At 67.7% G+C, this 19,013-nt stretch carries 20 protein-coding genes; 14 read left to right on the top strand and 6 right to left on the bottom strand.

The window, feature by feature from the left end; all coding sequences use genetic code 11:
- Nucleotides 1-152: 152 nt before the first annotated feature.
- Both LI336_RS10785 and LI336_RS10780 read left to right on the top strand, forming a co-directional pair.
- Nucleotides 153-641 carry an HTH domain-containing protein gene (locus LI336_RS10785; protein ID WP_227133136.1) on the top strand — a complete coding sequence of 163 codons (489 nt, stop codon included), beginning with the start codon at nt 153-155 and terminating at the stop codon, nt 639-641.
- Nucleotides 642-879: 238 nt separating this feature from the next.
- Nucleotides 880-1,170, top strand: coding sequence for a HalOD1 output domain-containing protein (locus LI336_RS10780; protein WP_227133135.1), 291 nt, complete (start codon nt 880-882; stop codon nt 1,168-1,170).
- Between the two features lie 124 nt (nt 1,171-1,294).
- Here LI336_RS10780 and LI336_RS10775 read toward each other — a convergent pair whose 3' ends face one another.
- On the bottom strand, nt 1,295-2,311 hold the full coding sequence (locus LI336_RS10775; RefSeq protein WP_227133134.1) for a DHH family phosphoesterase: 1,017 nt from the start codon (nt 2,309-2,311) through the stop codon (nt 1,295-1,297).
- Between the two features lie 115 nt (nt 2,312-2,426).
- On the opposite strand from LI336_RS10775, the gene LI336_RS10770 reads away from it, so the two are divergent.
- Nucleotides 2,427-3,560, top strand: coding sequence for a site-2 protease family protein (locus LI336_RS10770; protein ID WP_227133133.1), 1,134 nt, complete (start codon nt 2,427-2,429; stop codon nt 3,558-3,560).
- Between the two features lie 242 nt (nt 3,561-3,802).
- Here the strand turns inward: LI336_RS10770 and LI336_RS10765 are convergent, their stop codons facing one another.
- Nucleotides 3,803-4,315 carry a hypothetical protein gene (locus LI336_RS10765; RefSeq protein WP_227133132.1) on the bottom strand — a complete coding sequence of 171 codons (513 nt, stop codon included), beginning with the start codon at nt 4,313-4,315 and terminating at the stop codon, nt 3,803-3,805.
- Nucleotides 4,316-4,819: 504 nt separating this feature from the next.
- Nucleotides 4,820-5,980: an AI-2E family transporter gene (locus LI336_RS10760; RefSeq protein WP_227133131.1), complete on the bottom strand. Its 1,161-nt coding sequence runs from the start codon at nt 5,978-5,980 to the stop codon at nt 4,820-4,822.
- Nucleotides 5,981-6,108: 128 nt separating this feature from the next.
- On the opposite strand from LI336_RS10760, the gene LI336_RS10755 reads away from it, so the two are divergent.
- From LI336_RS10755 to LI336_RS10720, 8 genes are all read left to right on the top strand, one after another.
- Nucleotides 6,109-8,436 (top strand): DEAD/DEAH box helicase, encoded by a 2,328-nt coding sequence (locus LI336_RS10755; RefSeq protein WP_227133211.1) that lies wholly within the window; start codon nt 6,109-6,111, stop codon nt 8,434-8,436.
- 128 nt (nt 8,437-8,564) lie between these two features.
- The gene (locus LI336_RS10750) at nt 8,565-8,768 is read left to right on the top strand and encodes a hypothetical protein (protein ID WP_227133130.1); all 204 of its coding nucleotides are present in this window, start codon (nt 8,565-8,567) and stop codon (nt 8,766-8,768) included.
- Nucleotides 8,769-8,829: 61 nt separating this feature from the next.
- Complete coding sequence (locus LI336_RS10745) at nt 8,830-9,612, top strand: helix-turn-helix transcriptional regulator (RefSeq protein WP_227133129.1); 783 nt, start codon at nt 8,830-8,832, stop codon at nt 9,610-9,612.
- A gap of 187 nt (nt 9,613-9,799) precedes the next feature.
- The gene (locus LI336_RS10740) at nt 9,800-10,321 is read left to right on the top strand and encodes a hypothetical protein (protein ID WP_227133128.1); all 522 of its coding nucleotides are present in this window, start codon (nt 9,800-9,802) and stop codon (nt 10,319-10,321) included.
- Between the two features lie 101 nt (nt 10,322-10,422).
- Nucleotides 10,423-11,340, top strand: coding sequence for an archaellin/type IV pilin N-terminal domain-containing protein (locus LI336_RS10735; RefSeq protein WP_227133127.1), 918 nt, complete (start codon nt 10,423-10,425; stop codon nt 11,338-11,340).
- A gap of 71 nt (nt 11,341-11,411) precedes the next feature.
- Nucleotides 11,412-11,705, top strand: a complete 294-nt coding sequence (locus tag LI336_RS10730; protein ID WP_227133126.1) for a DUF211 domain-containing protein — start codon at nt 11,412-11,414, stop codon at nt 11,703-11,705.
- Between the two features lie 4 nt (nt 11,706-11,709).
- On the top strand, nt 11,710-12,288 hold the full coding sequence (locus LI336_RS10725; protein ID WP_227133125.1) for a VIT1/CCC1 transporter family protein: 579 nt from the start codon (nt 11,710-11,712) through the stop codon (nt 12,286-12,288).
- A 296-nt stretch (nt 12,289-12,584) separates the two neighbouring features.
- Nucleotides 12,585-13,625, top strand: coding sequence for a hypothetical protein (locus LI336_RS10720; protein ID WP_227133124.1), 1,041 nt, complete (start codon nt 12,585-12,587; stop codon nt 13,623-13,625).
- Between the two features lie 29 nt (nt 13,626-13,654).
- Here the strand turns inward: LI336_RS10720 and LI336_RS10715 are convergent, their stop codons facing one another.
- From LI336_RS10715 to LI336_RS10705, 3 genes are all read right to left on the bottom strand, one after another.
- Nucleotides 13,655-13,852, bottom strand: a complete 198-nt coding sequence (locus LI336_RS10715; protein ID WP_227133123.1) for a hypothetical protein — start codon at nt 13,850-13,852, stop codon at nt 13,655-13,657.
- A gap of 187 nt (nt 13,853-14,039) precedes the next feature.
- Nucleotides 14,040-15,050 (bottom strand): calcium/sodium antiporter, encoded by a 1,011-nt coding sequence (locus LI336_RS10710; RefSeq protein ID WP_227133122.1) that lies wholly within the window; start codon nt 15,048-15,050, stop codon nt 14,040-14,042.
- A gap of 3 nt (nt 15,051-15,053) precedes the next feature.
- On the bottom strand, nt 15,054-16,277 hold the full coding sequence (locus LI336_RS10705) for a tyrosine-type recombinase/integrase (protein WP_227133121.1): 1,224 nt from the start codon (nt 16,275-16,277) through the stop codon (nt 15,054-15,056).
- Between the two features lie 215 nt (nt 16,278-16,492).
- Here LI336_RS10705 and LI336_RS10700 point away from each other — a divergent pair, with 215 nt between their 5' ends.
- The 3 genes from LI336_RS10700 (at nt 16,493) to LI336_RS10690 (ending at nt 18,976) form a co-directional block, all read left to right on the top strand.
- The gene (locus LI336_RS10700) at nt 16,493-16,729 is read left to right on the top strand and encodes a hypothetical protein (protein ID WP_227133120.1); all 237 of its coding nucleotides are present in this window, start codon (nt 16,493-16,495) and stop codon (nt 16,727-16,729) included.
- Between the two features lie 87 nt (nt 16,730-16,816).
- Nucleotides 16,817-17,827, top strand: coding sequence for an NADP-dependent oxidoreductase (locus LI336_RS10695; RefSeq protein WP_227133119.1), 1,011 nt, complete (start codon nt 16,817-16,819; stop codon nt 17,825-17,827).
- 117 nt (nt 17,828-17,944) lie between these two features.
- Complete coding sequence (locus tag LI336_RS10690; protein WP_227133118.1) at nt 17,945-18,976, top strand: histidine kinase N-terminal 7TM domain-containing protein; 1,032 nt, start codon at nt 17,945-17,947, stop codon at nt 18,974-18,976.
- Nucleotides 18,977-19,013: the final 37 nt, after the last annotated feature.

Below are 19,013 nucleotides of genomic sequence, written 5' to 3'. Positions count from 1 at the left end.
GAACGTGAAACCTCTTGAAAGATTACTCGCGGATACCACGCGTATAACCTTCCCTGTCGCCCGCTTGGGTCCCGACAGACGCCGCACGCGGGGTCGCGACGACGGCACCGACTCCAGGTGGGGTTCGCGGCCCGCGGTGGACGACACGAACCATGGCCATAGAGCACACAGACCTTTCGAGCGCGGACGACGTCCACATCGACGTCTTCCATTGCGCGTCGATGCACGGCACGCACGAGCAGCAACGACACGTCATCGGTCGGCTCGAATCGCTCGTCGAGCGCGGCGACGTCGACCGTGTCCAGCGGCAAGCGTGGGCGCACGAACTCATGCCCGAAGCGGACGACGACTGGTGCGAGGAGGCGCGCGCGACGTACTCGCGGTTCTGGACGTGGGCGCGCGAGCACGACCGCACGCTCGAACCCGGGTTCGGGACGCGTACCGTCACCTCGATGATCTCCGACGACAGCTACGAGGTCATCACGTTCCCCGTGCTGTGCGTCGCCGTGTACGCCGACGGCACCCTCGTCGAGGTGGCGCCCTCGACGGACGCGGAGACCGACACCACGTACACCGTCACGGACTGCATCGAGGACCTGGAACAAACGGTGAGCGCGCAGCACGCTCGTGCAAGAACGTGAGTTGACTCGGCATCGACGACGAGGCGTCGTCAGACCCCGGGGACGTGGATTCGTCGAACCGCGACGGCGGCGGTCGAAGTAGGACCGACACCTCGAATGCGGGGTTCGACGGGACGTCACGGCCATCACCGGCGAGGAACGACGACGGACCGACCACTCCCCGCACTGCTGGAACACGCATACAGATATATGCCTGCGTGTCCTACAGCACGGTGACTCGAATCCAAGGTACCCCCACATGACGCACTTCGACGTGGAGCCGACGTTCGACCCCGACGATGGCCGGTACCACCTGGAGTGCGACTGGCGAGCAGTCCCAGGTCCCGGTATCGTCGTCGTAGAGGCCGTCGCTCACGTCATGTGCTGTGATGCACTGGACCTCGAACCACTGCAGAACGCCGTCGACGTGGACGGCCTCGAAGCGATCCTCACCAGCGCGCACGCCGCCCCGGTCACCATCGAGTTCGAGTACGCGAACGCGCGCGTCCGCCTCGGCCGGAACGGCCACCTCAGCATCGAACCCGAGTAATCGCACTCGGGGCATCATAACCTGTCGCGCTCGAGCCACCGCAACCTGTCGCCCTGAAGCTACCTGTCGCCCTGAAGCCATACTGGCGCTCGTTCTTGGACCGCGGACCGGTCCGGTCGTCGGCCTAGCGGTCGTCTTCCTCGTCGACGTTCAACGCGTCGTACAGCCGGTGGGTGACCACGCGCTCGACGATGTCGACGAGCGGCGGGCCGTCGTCGGCGTAATCCGCGAAGATACCGAGCGGTATCTCGCCACCCGCCATCTCGCTGTGTCCGCCCGCGCTCCCGACGTCATCGAACGCCGCCTCCAGCACCTCGCCGACGTTCACGCGAGCGTCCGTGGTACGCGCACTCAGGTGGATGTCGTCGTCGACGATCCCGAACACGATGGCGGTGTCGACGCCCTCGAGCGTCGCGAGGTAGTCCGCAGCCTGCGGGAGCGCGTCGCGCTCGCTCGTCCGCCCGACGTGCGAGACGAGCAGCGACCCGGTGACGCTCCGGTTCGCGATCGCGTCCGCGATGGCGTCGACGGTCGCACTGCTGATGGAGGGAACGGAGAGTCGATGCAGGAGATCCTCGTCGACGCATTCGTGGAGGTACGCGGCGGCGTCGTACTCCTCGACGGTGACGCCGCGCAGGAACCCGAGCGTCTCTCGCCGTATCGCGAACAGGAGGCCGGTGGCGAGCGTCTCGTCCACCTCGACGTCGAGCTCGCGGACGTACTCGGTGAGGATGGTGGCGGTCGCGCCGACGTCCTCGCGGTGGTCGACGAACCGCGCCTGGACGTCCTCGGCGGGGTGATGGTCGAAGACGATGTCGACGGCGACGTCGTCGGGGACCTCGTTGTTCGCGCCGGGTTTCGAGTGGTCGACGAACGCGAGCAGGTCGCCGGGGTCGCGGTCGCGGACCGCCGCCTCGTCGAACCGCGACAGGTCGATGTCGAGGAGGTTCACGAACGCGCGGTTCTGCTGGTGGCTTATCTCGCCGCTGTAGTAGATGTCGTACTCGTCGATGCCGGCGGCGACGGCGATGCGGCCGAGTGCGAGTGCGCTCGCGAGACAGTCCGGGTCCGGGTTGTTGTGACAGACGACGGTGAGCGTGTCGCTGTCCCCGAGCAGGTCGAACAGGGCGCGCGCGTCCATACCGGGGGGACGGCCCGGCACCACAAGGGCGTTCGGGCGGTCGGCGACGCGAACCCGCTGCGGGCGACCCCCCACAGGCCCGTCGTTTATAAGCGAAGCGCTCGTTCGGGCTTCCATGTACAACTATCGGATCGCCACGGTCTGGGGGATCCCCATCAAGGTGAACATCTCGCTGGTGGTGTTCCTCCCCGTGCTCGCGTGGATCATCGGCGGCACCAACCAGATCACGCTGTACGCTGGCCTGGTCGAGGCCCTGGCGGGCGTCCCGCTGGACGTCGAGACGCTCCAGGCGGGGAACAACGGGCTGGTGCTCGGCGGGGCCGCCGCCATCGGTCTGTTCGCGAGCGTCACCGTCCACGAGCTCGGGCACGCTGCGGCCGCACGTCGATACGGGATCGAGACGAGCGCCATCACGCTCTGGATCCTCGGCGGGCTCGCGAGCCTCGAACGCCTCCCGAAGGAACCGGGTCGCGAGCTCGTCATCGCGCTCGCCGGTCCCGCGGCGAGCGTCGTCACGGGCGTCGCGTGCTACGCCGTGCTCTTCGTCGTGCCCGCGTCCGCGCCGAGCGTCGTGTTCGTCCTCGGGTTCCTCGCGATCACGAACCTCACGCTCACGGTGTTCAACCTCCTGCCGGCGTTCCCGATGGACGGCGGGCGCGTCCTGCGCGCGTTCCTCGCGCGGAACCGCCCGTACGTGGACGCGACGCGCCTCGCCGCCAGGGTCGGCGTCGTATTCGCCATCCTGTTCGCGCTCGTCGGGCTCTTCGGTGGCGCGCCGATGCTGCTCTTGCTCGCGCTGTTCGTGTACAGCGCCGCGAACGGCGAATCCCGCGTCGTCGCGCTCGAAGGCATGCTCGAGGGGTTCATGGTGAAGGACGTCTACGACGCTGACCGTCCGACCGTCGACGCCGACCTCTCGCTGGACGCGTTCGCGCAGCGCGTGCTCGACGACCGAATCGACCACCACGTCGTCGTGGACCGCAGCGGCCGCGTCGTCGGCCTCGTCGGCCTCGACGCCCTCCGCGAACACGGCCGCGACACCGGCACCCTCGTCGGCGACGTCGCCGAAACCGACCTCCCCAGCGTCGACCTCTCCACGGGCGCGTTCGACGCCCTCCGCGAGATGGACAAGACCGAGTACGCGTTCGTCACCGACGGCACCGAGATCGTCGGCATCGTCGAACGCGACGACTTCGCCTCCCTCCTCGAACTCACCGGCCTCAGCCAACGCGACCGATTCGCGCAATAAACCACGGTCGATACGATTCCGTGAACACGAACACCGAAACCAGGCTCAATCAAGGGAAGAACACGTAATTTCCTCGCATAAACCGGTGTAGAAGCGTCCAAAACCCCTGAAAGTGCCGAATCATCGCTCTCCAATATTCACTTGTGAACACGATAACCAGTATGCAACCCCCTTTCGGGTTCATTTGAGGTTGACCCGGGAGGACGGATACAAAATATGCGCTAGCCGCCAGTGGTTATTGTTCAGTTAGATTTCCTTCGTGCTGCTAATTTGGGTAGTAAGAAACCAGCGAGCTGAAAAACGGCCCACGAGACTGCAAACAGCGAACCCAAAAGTGCTGCCGACAGCGCGATCTCAACTACCTTCTGTTTAGTGAGGAGAGGTATTGCAGAATCCGGGATTTCGGCTATGAAGAGATAGAGAACCATCAGGAAACTGGCTCCTCCGAAGCAGATTCCTGTGTATACCTTCGTCCCATTGGCCAGCCAGTCACACCAAGAACTGATTCTCAGAAGTCGAGCACCGGACTCGCCTACTGGTTTTGTGGGTTCATTTTCAGCAAGCCACCAGACATGAGCCTGTCCGACCTCTTCGTACTCGATACGGCCTTCCTGCTCAAGCTTGTTTAGACGCTTCTGGACCCCTCGCCTTTTAATCGGGCCTTGGTCGACTACGTCTGCGGTTCGAAGGAACGGTCTGGAAGACATCCGGAAGACGTTCAAAATCCCTTCATCTGAAACCTGTTTACCTGTCATTATCAAATAAGCGGCTATGATTCTGTAACTCGTATTAGAGGTTGCTATTGATGAATGCTACGACGATTGCGACACCAGAGACGACGCCGACGAGCATGAACAGCCCGGCTCAGAGGGTCAGGTTGATCGTTGTAACCGAATTTAGTGCGGGCGCTAAAAGCGTCAGCATGATGCCAGCGAGGATTAGCCCGCCGATAGCCTCGAAGGCTTCTCCTGAATTACTCATTGGTCTCACCTTCTTGCTGGAACTGGTCGTGTTTTGACTTCATCTGCAACTAAACCACAATATCCCGACACAAATAGTGGGTTAGGTGCTTTCACGCGAAGAGTGCTAAATTCTGGTGTACGAACCCGATTAGCGGTAGTTCGCGTAGGCGAACTCACCCGGTACCGGGTTCGAAATTGGTCAAATAAAGAGGAGGTGGGACGCACGAAACCAGTTGTATTCGCAGGCGAGGGACGTTTCGAGCACACTGCCCGGAACTTGTGTGACCGATCTAGGCCTCACGACCCAGATGCCGTCTCGTCGGTGTCGGCTTCTTCGTCTATTCCGCCGTCGCTGACGGGGTCGGCGTCGTCGCCGAGCTGTGGGTCCGTCGTGTCGGTGCCGTCACCGGGGCCTGGGTCGGTGTCGTCGTCGGGCGGGGGGTCAGCTGCTTCGAGCGGGAGGTGGGTGCGTTCTTCGACGCCGTCGGCGACGAGTTCGAACGTCTCGACGAGGAGGCTGAGCGCGAGCGGGCCGGCGATGATGCCGATGGGGCCGACGGTGAAGATGCCGCCGACGAACCCGACGAAGTACAGGCTCGCGGGCATTCCCGCGCTGTACTTCGCGAGGCGGGGCCGGAGGACGGCGTCCGGGAGGAACGCGACGAGACTCAAGCCGAGGACGAGGACGAGCACCGCTTGCGGGACGTCCCCACCAGCCGCTTCCACGGCCGCGAGCGCGACGACGACCACCGACGGCCCCAGCACGGGGATGAACTGGAAGATACCGGCGACGACCGCGAGCGAGAAGTACGCCCCGTACCCCGCGAGCGCGAACACCGGGAGCGCGATGATGAACGTCAGGACGCCCGTCGCCGCCTGCACGAAGTACAACCCGTACAGCGTCTCCCGGACCCGGTCGTGGTACGCGAGGAGTTCCTCCTGCACCTCGCCGTCGACCGTCCGGAAGACGAGCGACCGCACGCCACCCGGCTTGTAGAGGAGCGCGTACACGAGGAACACGAACAGGAACACCTTCATCGCGAGCACGGGCGCGGCACTGGCGACGCCGACCGCGACCGAGGAGAGCGTGTCGCGGACGACCGGGACGAGCGACTGGAGTTCGACCGTGTACGTGAACCCGCCGAACGCGAGCTCCATGACCTCCGGCGCGTCCCGGAAGAAGTCCAGGATGGGTTTCCGTCGCTGGTAGATGACGAGGAGCACCGGGACGAACAACCCGAGGACGCCGAGGAACGCGACGACCGTGAGGGCGGCCGCGGCGAATCGCGGCCGCAGGCCCCGGTCGACGAGTTCCGCACGCCACGGCTGGAGGACGTACACGAACGTCAACGCGAAGAACACCGTCCACACGATCTGCCAGAGGACGTACACGGAGACGATGGAGACGACGACGAACACGACACCGAGCCGATGTCGCCTGTCATCGAGCCAAGACATGTGCGCCTCTACCACGGCTGGCATCTTAGAACGATGGGGTCCCGTTCGACCCCGCCCGGGGAGTGCACGCACCGGCACCGAGTGGTTTTCACCCGCGGGCGTCGAAGGGCTGGGTAGTGACAGCGCCGATGGATTCGGTCGTGGAGTGGCTCCGGGGGCGACCGTACTACGACGGGCAGGTGGTCTACGACCGGACGACGCCGGGTCGCGACGCGACGTTCGCGGACGTGGACGTGGATTCGCGCGTCGCGAGCGCGCTCCTCGGAGCCGGCATCGAGGACGTCTACGCCCACCAGGCGCGCGCCGTCGACGCCGTCCGCGAGGGCGACGACGTCGTGCTGGCGACGCCGACGGCGAGCGGGAAGAGCCTCGCGTACACGATCCCGGCGTTCGAGCGCGCGCTCGAGGACCGCGCGACGACGCTGTACGTCGCCCCGCAGGTCGCGCTCATCAACGACCAGACGGAGACGCTCTCGGACCTCGCCGCCGGCCTGCCGTTCGGGAGCGGCGTGAACGTCGCGCAGTACACGGGCCAGCTCTCGACCAGCGAGAAGCGCGCGGTCAGGGACCGCCAGCCGACGGTGCTCGCGACGACGCCGGACATGCTCCACTACGGCATCCTCCCGCACGCCCACCGGCTCTGGCAGTGGTTCTTCGAACGCCTGGAGACCGTCGTGATAGACGAAGTGCACGCGTACCGTGGCGTGTTCGGGAGTCACGTCGCGCTCGTGCTGCGTCGCCTCCAGCGCCTCTGCGACCGGTTCGACGCCGACCCGGAGTTCGTGTGTTGTTCCGCGACCATCGGGAACCCCGTCGAGCACGCCGCGACGGTCGTCGGCCGCGACGAGGCCGGGTTCTCGCTCGTCGACGCGGACCAGAGCGCGACCGGGCCGCGACGCTGGCTGCTCTGGAACCCGCCCGAGTACGACGCCGACGACGGCTGGGGCGACGACGGCGGCCGACGCCGGTCTCCGCACGTGGAGTCGAAGCACCTGTTCTGTGACCTCGTGCAGCGAGACCTCCAGACGGTCGTGTTCACGGGGTCGCGCCAGATCGCCGAGCGGTACGCCCAGGAGTGCGCGACCGAACTCCGGAAGCGCGGCGAGACCGACAAGAGCGACCGCGTCGCGGCGTACCAGGCGGCGCTCCGCGACAGGAAGCGCGAGGCCATCGAATCCCGGTTGCACGACGGCGACCTCGTCGGCGTCTGGTCGACGAGCGCGCTCGAACTCGGCGTGGACGTCGGCGGCCTCGACGCCGTCATCCTCGACGGCTACCCCGGGACGCGGATGAGCACGTTCCAGCGCGCGGGCCGCGCGGGCCGCGGCGAGGACCCGGCGCTCGTGTGCCTGGTCGCCGGCGAGGACCAGCTCGACCAGTACGTGATGGGTGACCCCGCGAGTCTGTTCGATTCGCCGCCCGAGCGCGCGGTCTCGAACCCGGAGAACGACCAGTTGCTGCCCGCGCACGTCGCGAGCGCCGCCCAGGAGAACTGGCTCGCCGAGCGCGACCGCGCGTACTTCGGCGAGACGCTCGACGACGTCGTCGGCGACCTCGTTCGCGACGGGACGCTCGAACGCCGCGACACCGACCGTGGGACGCGATGGACGTACTCGGGCGGCGGCAGCCCCCAGCACGAGACGAGCCTCCGGACCGTCGACGACCGCGAGGTCGACCTCGTCGACGAGCGGTCGAACGACGTGTTCGCGACGCTCTCGTTCGCGGACGCGCTACGGGACGCCCACGAGGGCGCGGTCTACTACCATCAGGGCGAGAAGTACGAGGTCCGCGAACTCGACCTGGACCGCGACGTCGCGGTCTGCAGTCCGACGTGGGCGGACTACTACACGCGAACGCTCCACGAGAAGACCATCGAGGTGCACGCCGACCTCGACGAGACGGCGCCGTTCGCGCGCGAGGACGTCCCCTGTCGGTTCGCGACGGTCGAGATGCGAAAGCGGATAACGGGCTTCGAGCGCAAGGACGCTCAGTCCGGCGAGACCCTCGGCGAGGTCCCGCTCGACCTCCCGGAGACGTCGCTCTCGACGCGCGCACTCTACTACACGGTGCCCAGCGACGTCCAGACCGCCATCACGGCCGAGTACGACTTCCCGGGCGCCATCCACGCCGCCGAGCACGCCCAGATCTCGATGTTCCCCACGACCGTGCTCTGCGACCGCCGCGACATCGGCGGGCTGTCGACGCCGCTGCATCCGCACACGGGCGCGCCGACGGTGTTCGTCTACGACGGCCACCCGGGCGGCGTCGGGCTGGCGCGGACCGCGTACGAGGACGTCCACGCGCTCTCTGCGCGCACGCTCGACATGCTCGACGCGTGCTCGTGCGAGGACGGCTGTCCGGCGTGCGTCCAGAGCCCGCACTGCGGGAACGCGAACGACCCCCTAGACAAGGCCGGCGCGATGCACCTGCTGGACGCACTCACCGACGCCGACTGACGGGCGACCGAGACCCCTCCCGTCGGTCGCGGGTTCGACCGGGGCGGCGATGGTATCTCGCCCGCGACAGGTTCGCCGGATGTTCGGAAACGGACAGATTGATTATCGACCTCGGTATCGTCGTCGACATGAGCAGTCCCCTGGAGAACCCGATACTCCGCCACGGCATCGGAATCAGCGGCGCGCTCGCCCTCGTCGTCGTCGGCACCCTGTTCCTCGAACCGCCCATCCGGTACGTCGTGTACGCCATAGCGGTGGTCGACGCCGTCGTCACGCCGAAGATACTCGAGATGGCCGTCGAACAGGAGCAGCAAACGGAGTCCTCGGCGTAGACCGCTCCGGGAACGACCGCGAGGAAAACGCCTTGAGGCTGGGCGTGGAACCGTCGGAATCGTGACCGCTCTCGACGACGCGACGTTCCTCGCCGGCGCGCCCGAGCGCTGGCGCGTGCTCGCCGCGCTGCGAGACGCCTCCGCTGCACCCGCCGCGCTCGCCGACACCGTCGACGCCTCCCACCGAACCGTCCAGCGACATCTCGCCGCGTTCGACGACCGCGGCTGGGTCGAGAAACGCGACGGCGCGTACCACCTGACGACCACCGGGCGAGTCGTCGCGCGAACGCACGCCGACTACCTCGAGGACCTCCGGCGGATCGACCGACTCGAAGCGTTCTACGCGGCGCTCCCGGCGGACGCCGCAGCCCTCGACCCCGACTGGCTCGACGACGCGACCGTCCGAACCGCCACGCGCGAAGACCCCCAGGGGCCCGTCGGGTTCTACGTCGACCGCGTCCGCGCGCTCGACACCGACCGCGTTCGGATGCTCTCGCCCGTCCTCAGTCGCCTCTATCACGACGCGCACGCTCGACTCGCGGCCGACGGCACGCACACCGAACTGGTGCTCCCGACCGAGGCCGTCGAGCGAGCGCGCGACGAGAACCCACTCGAGTTCCGTGCCGTCCTCGGCCTCGGCGTCCTCGACCTCTACAGGACGCCCGTCGACGTGGCCGTCGGGGTGACCCTCGCCGACGACCGCGTGCTCCTCTGCGCGTACGACGACGACGGCCAGCTCGTCGCCTGCGTCGACTCGACCGACGACCGCGTGCGCGACTGGGCGACCGACCGCTACGACCGCCACCGCGACAGCGGCGAACGCGTCCACCCACATCACGCCTGACAGCCGACTCCCGACCGGCTGCCCGCGAGAACCCACCGACTGCCCGCGAGAACCCACTGACTGCCCGCGAGAACCCACCGACTGCCCGCGAGGACCACCCGTTGGACCGACGGGGTGTGACGGACGACAGTCGCTGTCGCGAGCGACGGACGGTATCGTAAACCCCTGTGCGGTCGTCCGTCGAGATATGACGGCATCCTCCAGCCACGACCCGGCGGCTGACCGTTCGACGGGACGCGACGACGGTCGGGAGGGCGACTCGGCGCGCGGGCCGCTCGACCGGCTGGCGAGAGCGAGCGCGGGCGGCGCAACGGTTGCTGGCGTCGGTGGCGCGCTCTACATGCTCGGCGCGTTCGGGCCGGTCTCGTGCTGGCGGTCGACGAGTTCGACCAGCGACGGGACGACGACGGTCACCCGCGGCTGCACCGCCGGCATCGACTACCTGTTCGGGGCCGGCGGGAACGCACCCGTGCTGTTCTTCTGGTCGGTCGCGCTCCTCGCCCTCGTCGCCGTCGGCGCCGCGAGCGCGTGGACCGGACGAATCGGAGTGACGTGGGCCACAACCGTCCTCTGCGGTGTCGTGACCGTGATCGGCGTGTTCAGCATCGGGTGGTTCTTCCTCGTCCCGACCCTCGCACTCCTGACGGCAGCGCTCGCCCGGACGGTCGCCGCGCGCCGACGTGATGCGGACGCACCCGCCGACGCCTGACCATCGGCGACCCGCCTCGAAACCGAACCCACTCGGAGACCCGGAATCGGCCGGTAGAAGGGGCCAGCAGGTTTATTCCCGGACACACCAATGCAATCGCGATGCGGCCTCCAGTCCTCCGGGCGCCCGGCAGACGCGGCGTGTCCTCGGCGATAGCGACCGTGCTCCTGGTCGCGCTCGCGGTGGTTCTCGTCGGGGCGACCGCGACGTTCGTCCTCGACCTCGACGGCGCGCTCACCGAACCCGCCCCGCAGATGAGCGTCTCGGCCACCGTCCTCGACGACGAGGTCCGGTTCACCCACCGCGGTGGCGGGAGCGTGAACGGCAGCGAACTCGAGCTCGTCGTGGAGACGGCCGACGAGACCAAGCGCGTGCCGTTCGCGGACGGCCGCCTCGACGGGACCGACCGCGCATACACTGCCGGCGAGACCTGGCGGTACTGTCAGCGTTCCACGACCGGCGAGCGCGTGACGCTCCGGTTGGTCCACGAGGCGTCCCAGGCCGTGCTGGCGACCGTCGAGCGGAGCGCCGAGGAGACCGCTCACCGGGGCCTGGAGTACCAGTGTGCGAGCACGCAGTACCAGTACAACGGCGACCCGGGCTGGATGGCGTTCAACCTCACGAACTACGGGCCTGGCGACCTCACGATCGAGGAGATGACCATCCGGACCGACGGCGCCGAACACCTCACCGAGACCTCGCAGTCCGTCGCTGTCTACGTCGACGCCGACGGCGACTTCGACTACTACGACCCTCCGGACGGCTACGTCGGGTTCACTCCGGGAACCGACCTCGACGTCCGCGGCGGCGTCACCGTCGACTTCTCCAGCAGCGGCGCGTACAGAGCGGAGCCGACGATCAGTGACGGCACCACGGCGTGGATATCGCTGTTCAGGTTCACCGACGTGAACGGCGACCCTGCGGACATGGCGGGGGCGACCGTGACCATCAACGTCGAACTGTCCGACGGGACGACCCAGACGTACACGATGGTCGTCCCGACCGGAGACGGCGCATGATCGTCGCGGGACCGGCTTCGTCGCGGTGACACCCACAGAAGTTTGAAACGGTGACCGGTCGAAAGCCCGCCATGGTCGAACTGAAACGGCTGGTTCTCGACGTCCTCAAGCCCCACGACCCGGACATCCGCGAGTTCGCGGCCGCGGCCGCGCGCTGCGACGGCGTCGCGGGCGTCAACGCCGTCCTCGTCGAGACCGACCGCGAGGTCCAGAACGTCAAACTCACCGTCGAAGGGCAGGCGATCGCGGACGACGCGGTCGAAGCCGCCATCGACGACCTCGGCGGGACCGTGCACTCCATCGACGAGGTCGTGACTGGCGACGTACTCGTCGAGCAGAGCACGACGCCACAGGACACCCACTAGACGGATGTCTCGTAGAACGCGCCTGCGGGCCGTGCTCGCCGACGAGGACGTCCGCGCGCTCTCCCGCCGGTACTTCGTCTCGAACGGGTTCGACGGGACGTTGACGAGCGTCGGCGTCGTCGTCGGCGCGTACCTCTCCGGCATCACCGACGGCGCGACCGTGTTCGCGATCGGTGCCGGGGGCGCGGTCGGTCTCGGTACGTCCGGCGTGTGGAGCGTCTGGGAGATAGAGCGCGCGGAGACCAAGGCCGACCGGTTGCGCGTGGAGGCGGCGATGCTCCGCGACCTCGACGACACCGTCATCGCGCGCCGGAACCGGACGGCGCGAGCGGTGAGTGCGACGATGAGCGGTATCGGGCCAGTCGTTGGCGTGTTCGTCCCGCTCCTCCCGTTCCTCGCCGCCGACGAGACGTTCAGCCCGTTCGCCGCGACCGCGCTCGCGGTCGCGCTCGGCGTCTCGCTGTTGTTCACGTTCGGCGCGTACCTCGGGTCGATCTCCGACCAGTCGTGGGTCGTCGCCGGTGCGCGCATGGGCCTCGCGGGCGTCGTCGTCGCCGCACTGAACCTCGTGCTCGGAATCTGACCGCTCGCGCCCGGTACAGCCCTCACCTGCGCCCGGCATCGAACCGTTACGGTCTCTTCTGCCAACACGATAGCGGTGCGTCTGAACGCCGTCCTCCACCCCTCGAGGCGAGCGTCCGTCGACCCAACCGAAGGTAGTGCATTCCAACTGGCACGTACCTAGTCACCGAACGACGACGGAGCGGGTACAGGCTGGCTATCGCCCCACCACGGGTGTTTACGAAACGAAATGAGGTGGATAACAAACGCAGGTTGGGTCGACGGTGCGGTCGTCGGGGGACCACCCGGCGATTACACATGGAACGACGCGAACTACTCAAGAAGGCGGGAGGCATCGGCGCGATAACTGCGGTCGGCGGCGCGGGCGTCATCTCGTTCGCGGGAGGCGCTGCGGCCTCGTCGGTGAACATCACGGCGTCCAACCCTGCGAGCATCTCGAACGACCGCGGGGACGTCACGGCCGTGACCGCGAACCCGGACTTCGACCTGCACTGGGAGAACCTCGACGACGCGGTCGGGAAGGTGTTCTACCTCGTCGAGGCGAAGGTCGGCGACGGCGGGAGCTGGCAGCCCATCTTCCGCGCCACGCCGTGGATCGGTGAGTCGGTCAACAACGGCCACCTGCGTCAGGAGCCAGGGACGACCGGCCGGTACCGAATCAAGACGGACCTCGCCGCCGCGCTGAACCAGGACCCGCGGTTCAACGACGGCAACCCACCGAACTCCTCGGCGAGCCCGCTCGTCGTCGCGGACGAGCAAGGGAAACCGGACTACGCGGGTCTGTCGTTCCCCGGCGGCGTCGACCTCCAGTCGTTCCTGAACGGTGTGAGCATCGGGAGCGCGAGCGACTACCCCGGTGAACACGAGGGCGGCCACCAGAACAACTACCACGACATCGACGCGGGCTACTACGGCGCAGCCGCGGACACCAGCGCTCTCGACAACGAGGCAGACGGGACCTCAGCGGGGACGAACGTCTACCTCCGGTACACGTTCGAGCTCCAGCGCCCGAACCTCAGCCAGCTCTCGTACCTCGTCGACTTCTCGGGACTGTCCAGCGACGGTGCCAAGAAGCAGAAAGCAGCGGACGAACTCGACTGGCTGGAGGTGTCGGACATCGACGCCGGGAACTCGAAGATCGTGATGAACGGCGAGGATGGGAACAAGAAGTTCGGGCCGAACTTCGCGGACGGAGCGGGGATCACGTACGCCGCACTTCGGAACAACGCGAGCAACCACGTCGGAATCCTGGTGACGAACGCGAAGTTCGTCGTCACCGCGGTCAACGAGGGCTCGTCGAGTGGCGTCACGGGCGACTCCGGGGCTGACGCCGCCTGAATCCCTCGGGATAGCTATTTTCGGCGCTTTCAGTACCCGAGTTCGTACGCGATCGCGAGAGCAGCGAACACCACCGTCGACGCGACGGTGAACGAACTCAACTCGGACACCGACAGTGCGAGGACGCCACCGAGGGACGCACCGAGTACCGTCACCCACGCCGTGAGACAGACGAGGATGAGCGGGCGCGAGACCGAAGGGGTCCGCGGATGGAACCGGGATTGCATTCGTACCGTACTGACGCTAGGGCACGTAAAGTAGCCGGTTAGTGACGGTTAGTGGTGACGTGCGAGCCAGGGCCGCCTACGGCGTGCTCCGTGACAGTGCCGAGGACGGTCACGGATGCCCGATTCGCGGTGTCGCGCGACCACATCGCTTCGGGCACTCTACCGGTTCGTCACCCAAGTCAGGAGGTCAGGTGAACGAGAAGAGGTTCACGACGAACACCGCGTACAGGAGGAGGAGCGCGAACCCGTCGTAGCGCGTGATCTCCTGGTCTTGCGCGATGAAGAAGTAGAGGACGGTCGCGATGAGCATCGCGGGGAGCGCGAACTCGCGGACGCTCGCCGGGACGGTGATGACACCGAGGAGGCTGGGGACGCCCATGACGCCGAACGTGTTGAAGACGTTCGACCCGAGGACGTTCCCGATGGCGATGTCGGCGTTCCCGCGGCGGACCGCGGCGACGCTCACGCCGATCTCGGGGAGGGACGTGCCGACGGCGACGGCCGTGATGGCGACGACCTCCGAGCCGACGCCGACGGTCGCTGCGACGTCGAGGATGGACTCGACGAGGAAGTTCGCGGCGACGAACACCGCGACGAGCGAGAGGACCGCGACGACGGCGGTCTTCGCGCCGGCAGTGACGCCCTCGGTGAGTTCCTTCGGTTCGCGTGGGGCGTCCGGGTCGACGTCGACGTCCTCGTCGCGGACCTCCGAGAGCACGCTCTCGAGGGTCTCCTCGAGGCGGTGGACGTCGGAGACGACGAACTCGAGGTAGATCGTGAGTCCGACGAGTGCGAGGACGCCCTCGTACCAGGCGAACACGCCGTCCCAGACCGCGAGCCAGAGGAAGCCCGCGGACGCGGTGAGGAGCGGGAGGTCGACACGCATGAGTTCCCGGTCGACGGCGATGCGGCCACCGACCGCCGCGGTCGTGCCAAGGACGAGGAGGACGTTCGCGACGTTCGACCCGACGACGTTCCCCACGACGATACCGGGTTCGCCGGCGACCTGCGCGAGCAGCGACGCCGACAGCTCGGGGAGGGACGTCCCGGCTGCGACGACCGTCGCACCGACGACGAACGGACTGACGCCGAGCGCGAGCCCGATGCGTTCGGCCGCGCTCGTGAACACCTCCGACGCGCCGAGGAGGACGACGAGCGACCCGACGAAGACCGCGATGCTGACGGCGAGGGACGGCATCGGTCAGTCGTCGCCCCGTCGAGCACCGTCGGTCGTCTCGGCCCCGCTTCGAGCACCGTCGGTCGTTCCAGTGGTCGTTCCGTCGCTGTCGTCGCCGTAGAGCACGGCTTCGGCGTCCTCGCGGAGCTGTTCGGCTTGCACCTCGCGGTAGCTCTCGTGCGTGGTCGTCACGCTCTCGTGCCGGAGGACCTCCTGGGCGAGTTCGGCCTTCTCCGAGTACAGCTGGTGCCCGAGGCCGCGTCGACCGCCGTGGGGTTTGAGGTACTCGCCGTCGACGTCGACGTCCGCGGCCTCGCACCGTCGCTGCATCATCGAGCGCGCACCCTGGAGGGAGATGGCTCGTGGCGTCACGTCCTCCTTTCGCGCGAGCGCGAGCGGACCGTCCGCGTCGAGACGGTCCTCGATGCGGTCCTCGCGCCAGCCGCGCGCGCCCAGCTCCTCGCGGAGGGTCGCGTACAGCGACGGTCGATGTAGCGAGACGAACACCGGCCAGTCCGCACTCGGCGGCGCGAGCAGCGCGCGGAATCGCTCCAGGCGCTCGAGTGCCGGCGTCATCACCTGCATCGTCTGGTGCTCGCGGGTCTTCCCGAACACGCGGACGACGCCCGCGTCGAAGTCCACGTCACCCCACGTGATGCCGTTCCGGCGCGCGTCGTCGGGGTCGCGGAGGACCTCCGCGCCGCGGGCACCCGAGAGCCCGAGCGTGTAGAACAGCGCGCGGTCGCGCTGGGCCTTCAACTGATCCCACGTCGCACGCCTCGAACCGTCGGTCCCGGCCGCATCTCCCGCGGCGTCGTTCGCCTCGTCGACGGCCGCGTCGAGCGCCGCGAACATCGCCTCGCGCTCCTCGGGCCACCAGTACTGGCGGTCCGCGTCCCCGGAGTCGGTCGGGAGGTCCTCGGTCGCGCGGAGGGTGTCCGCGGGATTCTCCGGGATGCGACCGTCGCGCACGCACCACCCGAGGAACGCGCGGACGACGTCGTAGTACGTGTTCGCGCTGCTCGCCGCCAGGTCGTCGTCGCGCACGCGGTCCGCGAGGTGCTGTGCGTACCGGCGGCAGTCGGTCGCGCTGACGGCTTCGAGCGTCTCCACGCCACGCGCTCGCTGGAACGCGACGAACGCGTCGAGCACGAGCTCGTTGTTCCGGCGATAGTTCCCGGCCTCCAGTCGTCGAACGCGTGCCGCCACCGCGTCCTCGAGTGGCGTCGCCGTCCCGTCGTCGCCCATCGTTACGGGGACCGTCGCCCCCCGTCCTCAAGAAACCACCTCTCGACGCGACTCGCCCGACGTTCCGTGACGGTCCCTCGACGCGACGACCTGCACGGCGTTCCATGACGGTCCCTCGACGCGACGACCCGCCACGACGGGAGCGGACGCGACGCCGAACGGCCACCAGTCTAGTGGTAATAGTTATCACGACACAACGCCTATGCGCTATCGTAATGGCAGATACCAAACGAGGCCGCGAGAAGAAGGGCCTGCGGGACGCGCGCGAAGCCGAACTCCGCGTGCTGAAGGCGGACGTCGATGCACTCCGCGACGACGAGGACGTCGAGTTCTACGACGAGGACGACGTCGACGACGAGGACGTCCTCCCGTACCTCGTCGACGACGTGCGCGACGCGTCGACGAGAGCCGCAGACCGAACCGGCACGTTCGACCTGCCGCGAGACGAGTAACCACGATAGCTCCCCGACCGACCTCCACTCTCCGAGCGACCTTCCGCGACCCCAATCGCATTACGGCACCAGCCCCGAGCGACAGCCGTGACAGACACCAACCGCCAGTTCGTCCTCGCGAAGCGACCGACCGGCGTCCCCGACCGCGACACGTTCGAACTCGTCGAGACCGACGTCCCCGAACCCGGCCCGGGCGAGGTCGTCGTCGAGACGCGCTACCTCTCAGTCGACCCCTACATGCGCGACCGGATGAACGCCGGCGACTCGTACGCCGAAGCGTGGGACGTCGGCGACCCCCTCCAGGGCGGCGTCGTCGGCGACGTCGTCGCCGAGAACGGCACGGGGTACGAGGAAGGCGACGTGGTCGTCGGGAACCTCGAATGGGCCGACTACACGGTCGCGAACGCCGCCTCCCTGACGCAGGTCGACCCGGACCTCGGCCCGGTCTCGACCGCGCTCGGCGTCCTCGGGATGCCCGGCCGCACCGCGTACTTCGGGACGCGCGAGGTCGCGAACGTCAAACCCGGTGACACGTTCGTCGTCACCGGCGCCGCCGGCGCCGTCGGGAGCGTCGCCGGCCAGATAGCGAAGGAAGCCGGGGCTCGCGTCGTCGGGTTCGCCGGAAGCGACGAGAAGGTCGCGTTCCTCGAGGACGACCTCGGGTTCGACGCCGCCATCAACTACAAGCAGACCGACGACTATCGCGAAGCGCTCGACGACGCCGCACCCGGCGGCGTGGACGCGTACTTCGACAACGTCGGCGGCCCTATCACGGACGCCGTCTTCCAGCGACTGAACGTCGACGCACGGGTCGCCGTCTGCGGCCAGATATCGCTCTACAACGCCACCGAGATACCGACCGGGCCGCGCAAGCTCCCCGCGCTCATCGAGTCCCGCGCGCAGGTCGAGGGTTTCCTCGTGAACGACTTCCAGGCGCGCTTCGAGCAAGCGACCCGACAGCTCGCCGGCTGGGTCGGCGACGGCACCATCCAGTACCGCGAGACCGTGACGGAGGGGCTCGAGAACGCACCCGACGCGTTCCTCGGCCTCTTCGACGGCGACAACGTCGGGAAACAGCTCGTCGCCGTCGACGAGTAGCGACCACCGCGAGCGCTCGCGTCGACCGCCGCGTCGACCGAATCCCGACGCGACCCACTTGAATGAGCGTCCGATTCGGCCATAGTGGTTTTCAAAGAGTAAACAGCATGAAAGTCCATGCTCATCCCGACGCTCGCCTACCAGGTCACGCTCGTCGTCGCGATACTCGCGACCATGGGTGCGCTCTACGTCGTCCTCGACCGGGCAAGTCGCCCGGGCGGCCGACCACTACTGCTCCTGCTCGGTGCCTCGCTCGTGTGGCTCGTCGTCACGTTCGTCTACACCGTCTCCTTCAGCTTCGAGGTGGCGCTCGTCGCGTCGAAGCTCACGTACGTCGGTATCACGTTCGTTCCCATCGGGTGGTTCCTGTTCGCGCTCGAGTACACCGGGCGAGAGCACTGGATCCGACGCCCGCTGCTCGCCGTCCTCTTCCTCGAAGCGGTCGCCGTGAACGCCATCGCGTGGTTCCGCACTGACCTCATCTGGACGTCCGTCGAACGGACGGGCGCGACCGGCACCGGCTCCGAGGTCATCGAGTTCGGCGCGTGGGGCGTCGGGTTCTTCGCGCACGCCGCGTTCGCGTACCTCATCCTGTTCGTCGGCGCCGGCCTCGTCCTCAAGGGCCTGTTCGGTGCGTCCACCGCCCACCGCGGGCAGGTCGTCTCGATGCTCGTCGCCGTCGTCGTCCCGACCGTCGGGAACGCCGCCTACCTCGCACTGAGCGCCGGAGGCATCCTCTCGCTGGACCTGACGCCGATCATGTTCGCGGTGAGTGCCGTCGCCATCGTCGTCGGCGCGTACCGGTACTCGCTCGTCGACGACAGCCCCCTCGCCGCCGAGGTCGGCCTCGGCGACCGCGAGGACCCGGCGTTCCTCGTCGACGACACCGACACGCTCGTCGCCCTGAACGTCCCGGCCGCCGCCGTCCTCGGCGTCGACGCCGACCAGGCACCCGGAACCGACGTCGACGACGCGTTCGCCGAGCAGTCGTCGCTTCGGGACCGCTACGAACGCAACCCGGAAGCCGCCGAAGGCCTCACCCTCGACGACCCGCTCACGGGAACCGACTACGTCGTTAGCGTCGAACGCGTGGACGCTCCCGGAGCCGCCCGAGGCGGCACGCTCTTCGTGCTCGATCCACAGCAGTGACGATGCTCTCGCTGGCGGACGTCGAACGAGGAGAGCG

It is taken from the genome of Halorubellus salinus (genome assembly GCF_020567525.1).
In the GTDB taxonomy this organism is placed as follows: Archaea; Halobacteriota; Halobacteria; order Halobacteriales; family Natrialbaceae; genus Halorubellus; species Halorubellus salinus.
Note: the sequence above shows the minus strand (reverse complement) of the source record. Positions and strands in the feature narration are given on the sequence as shown.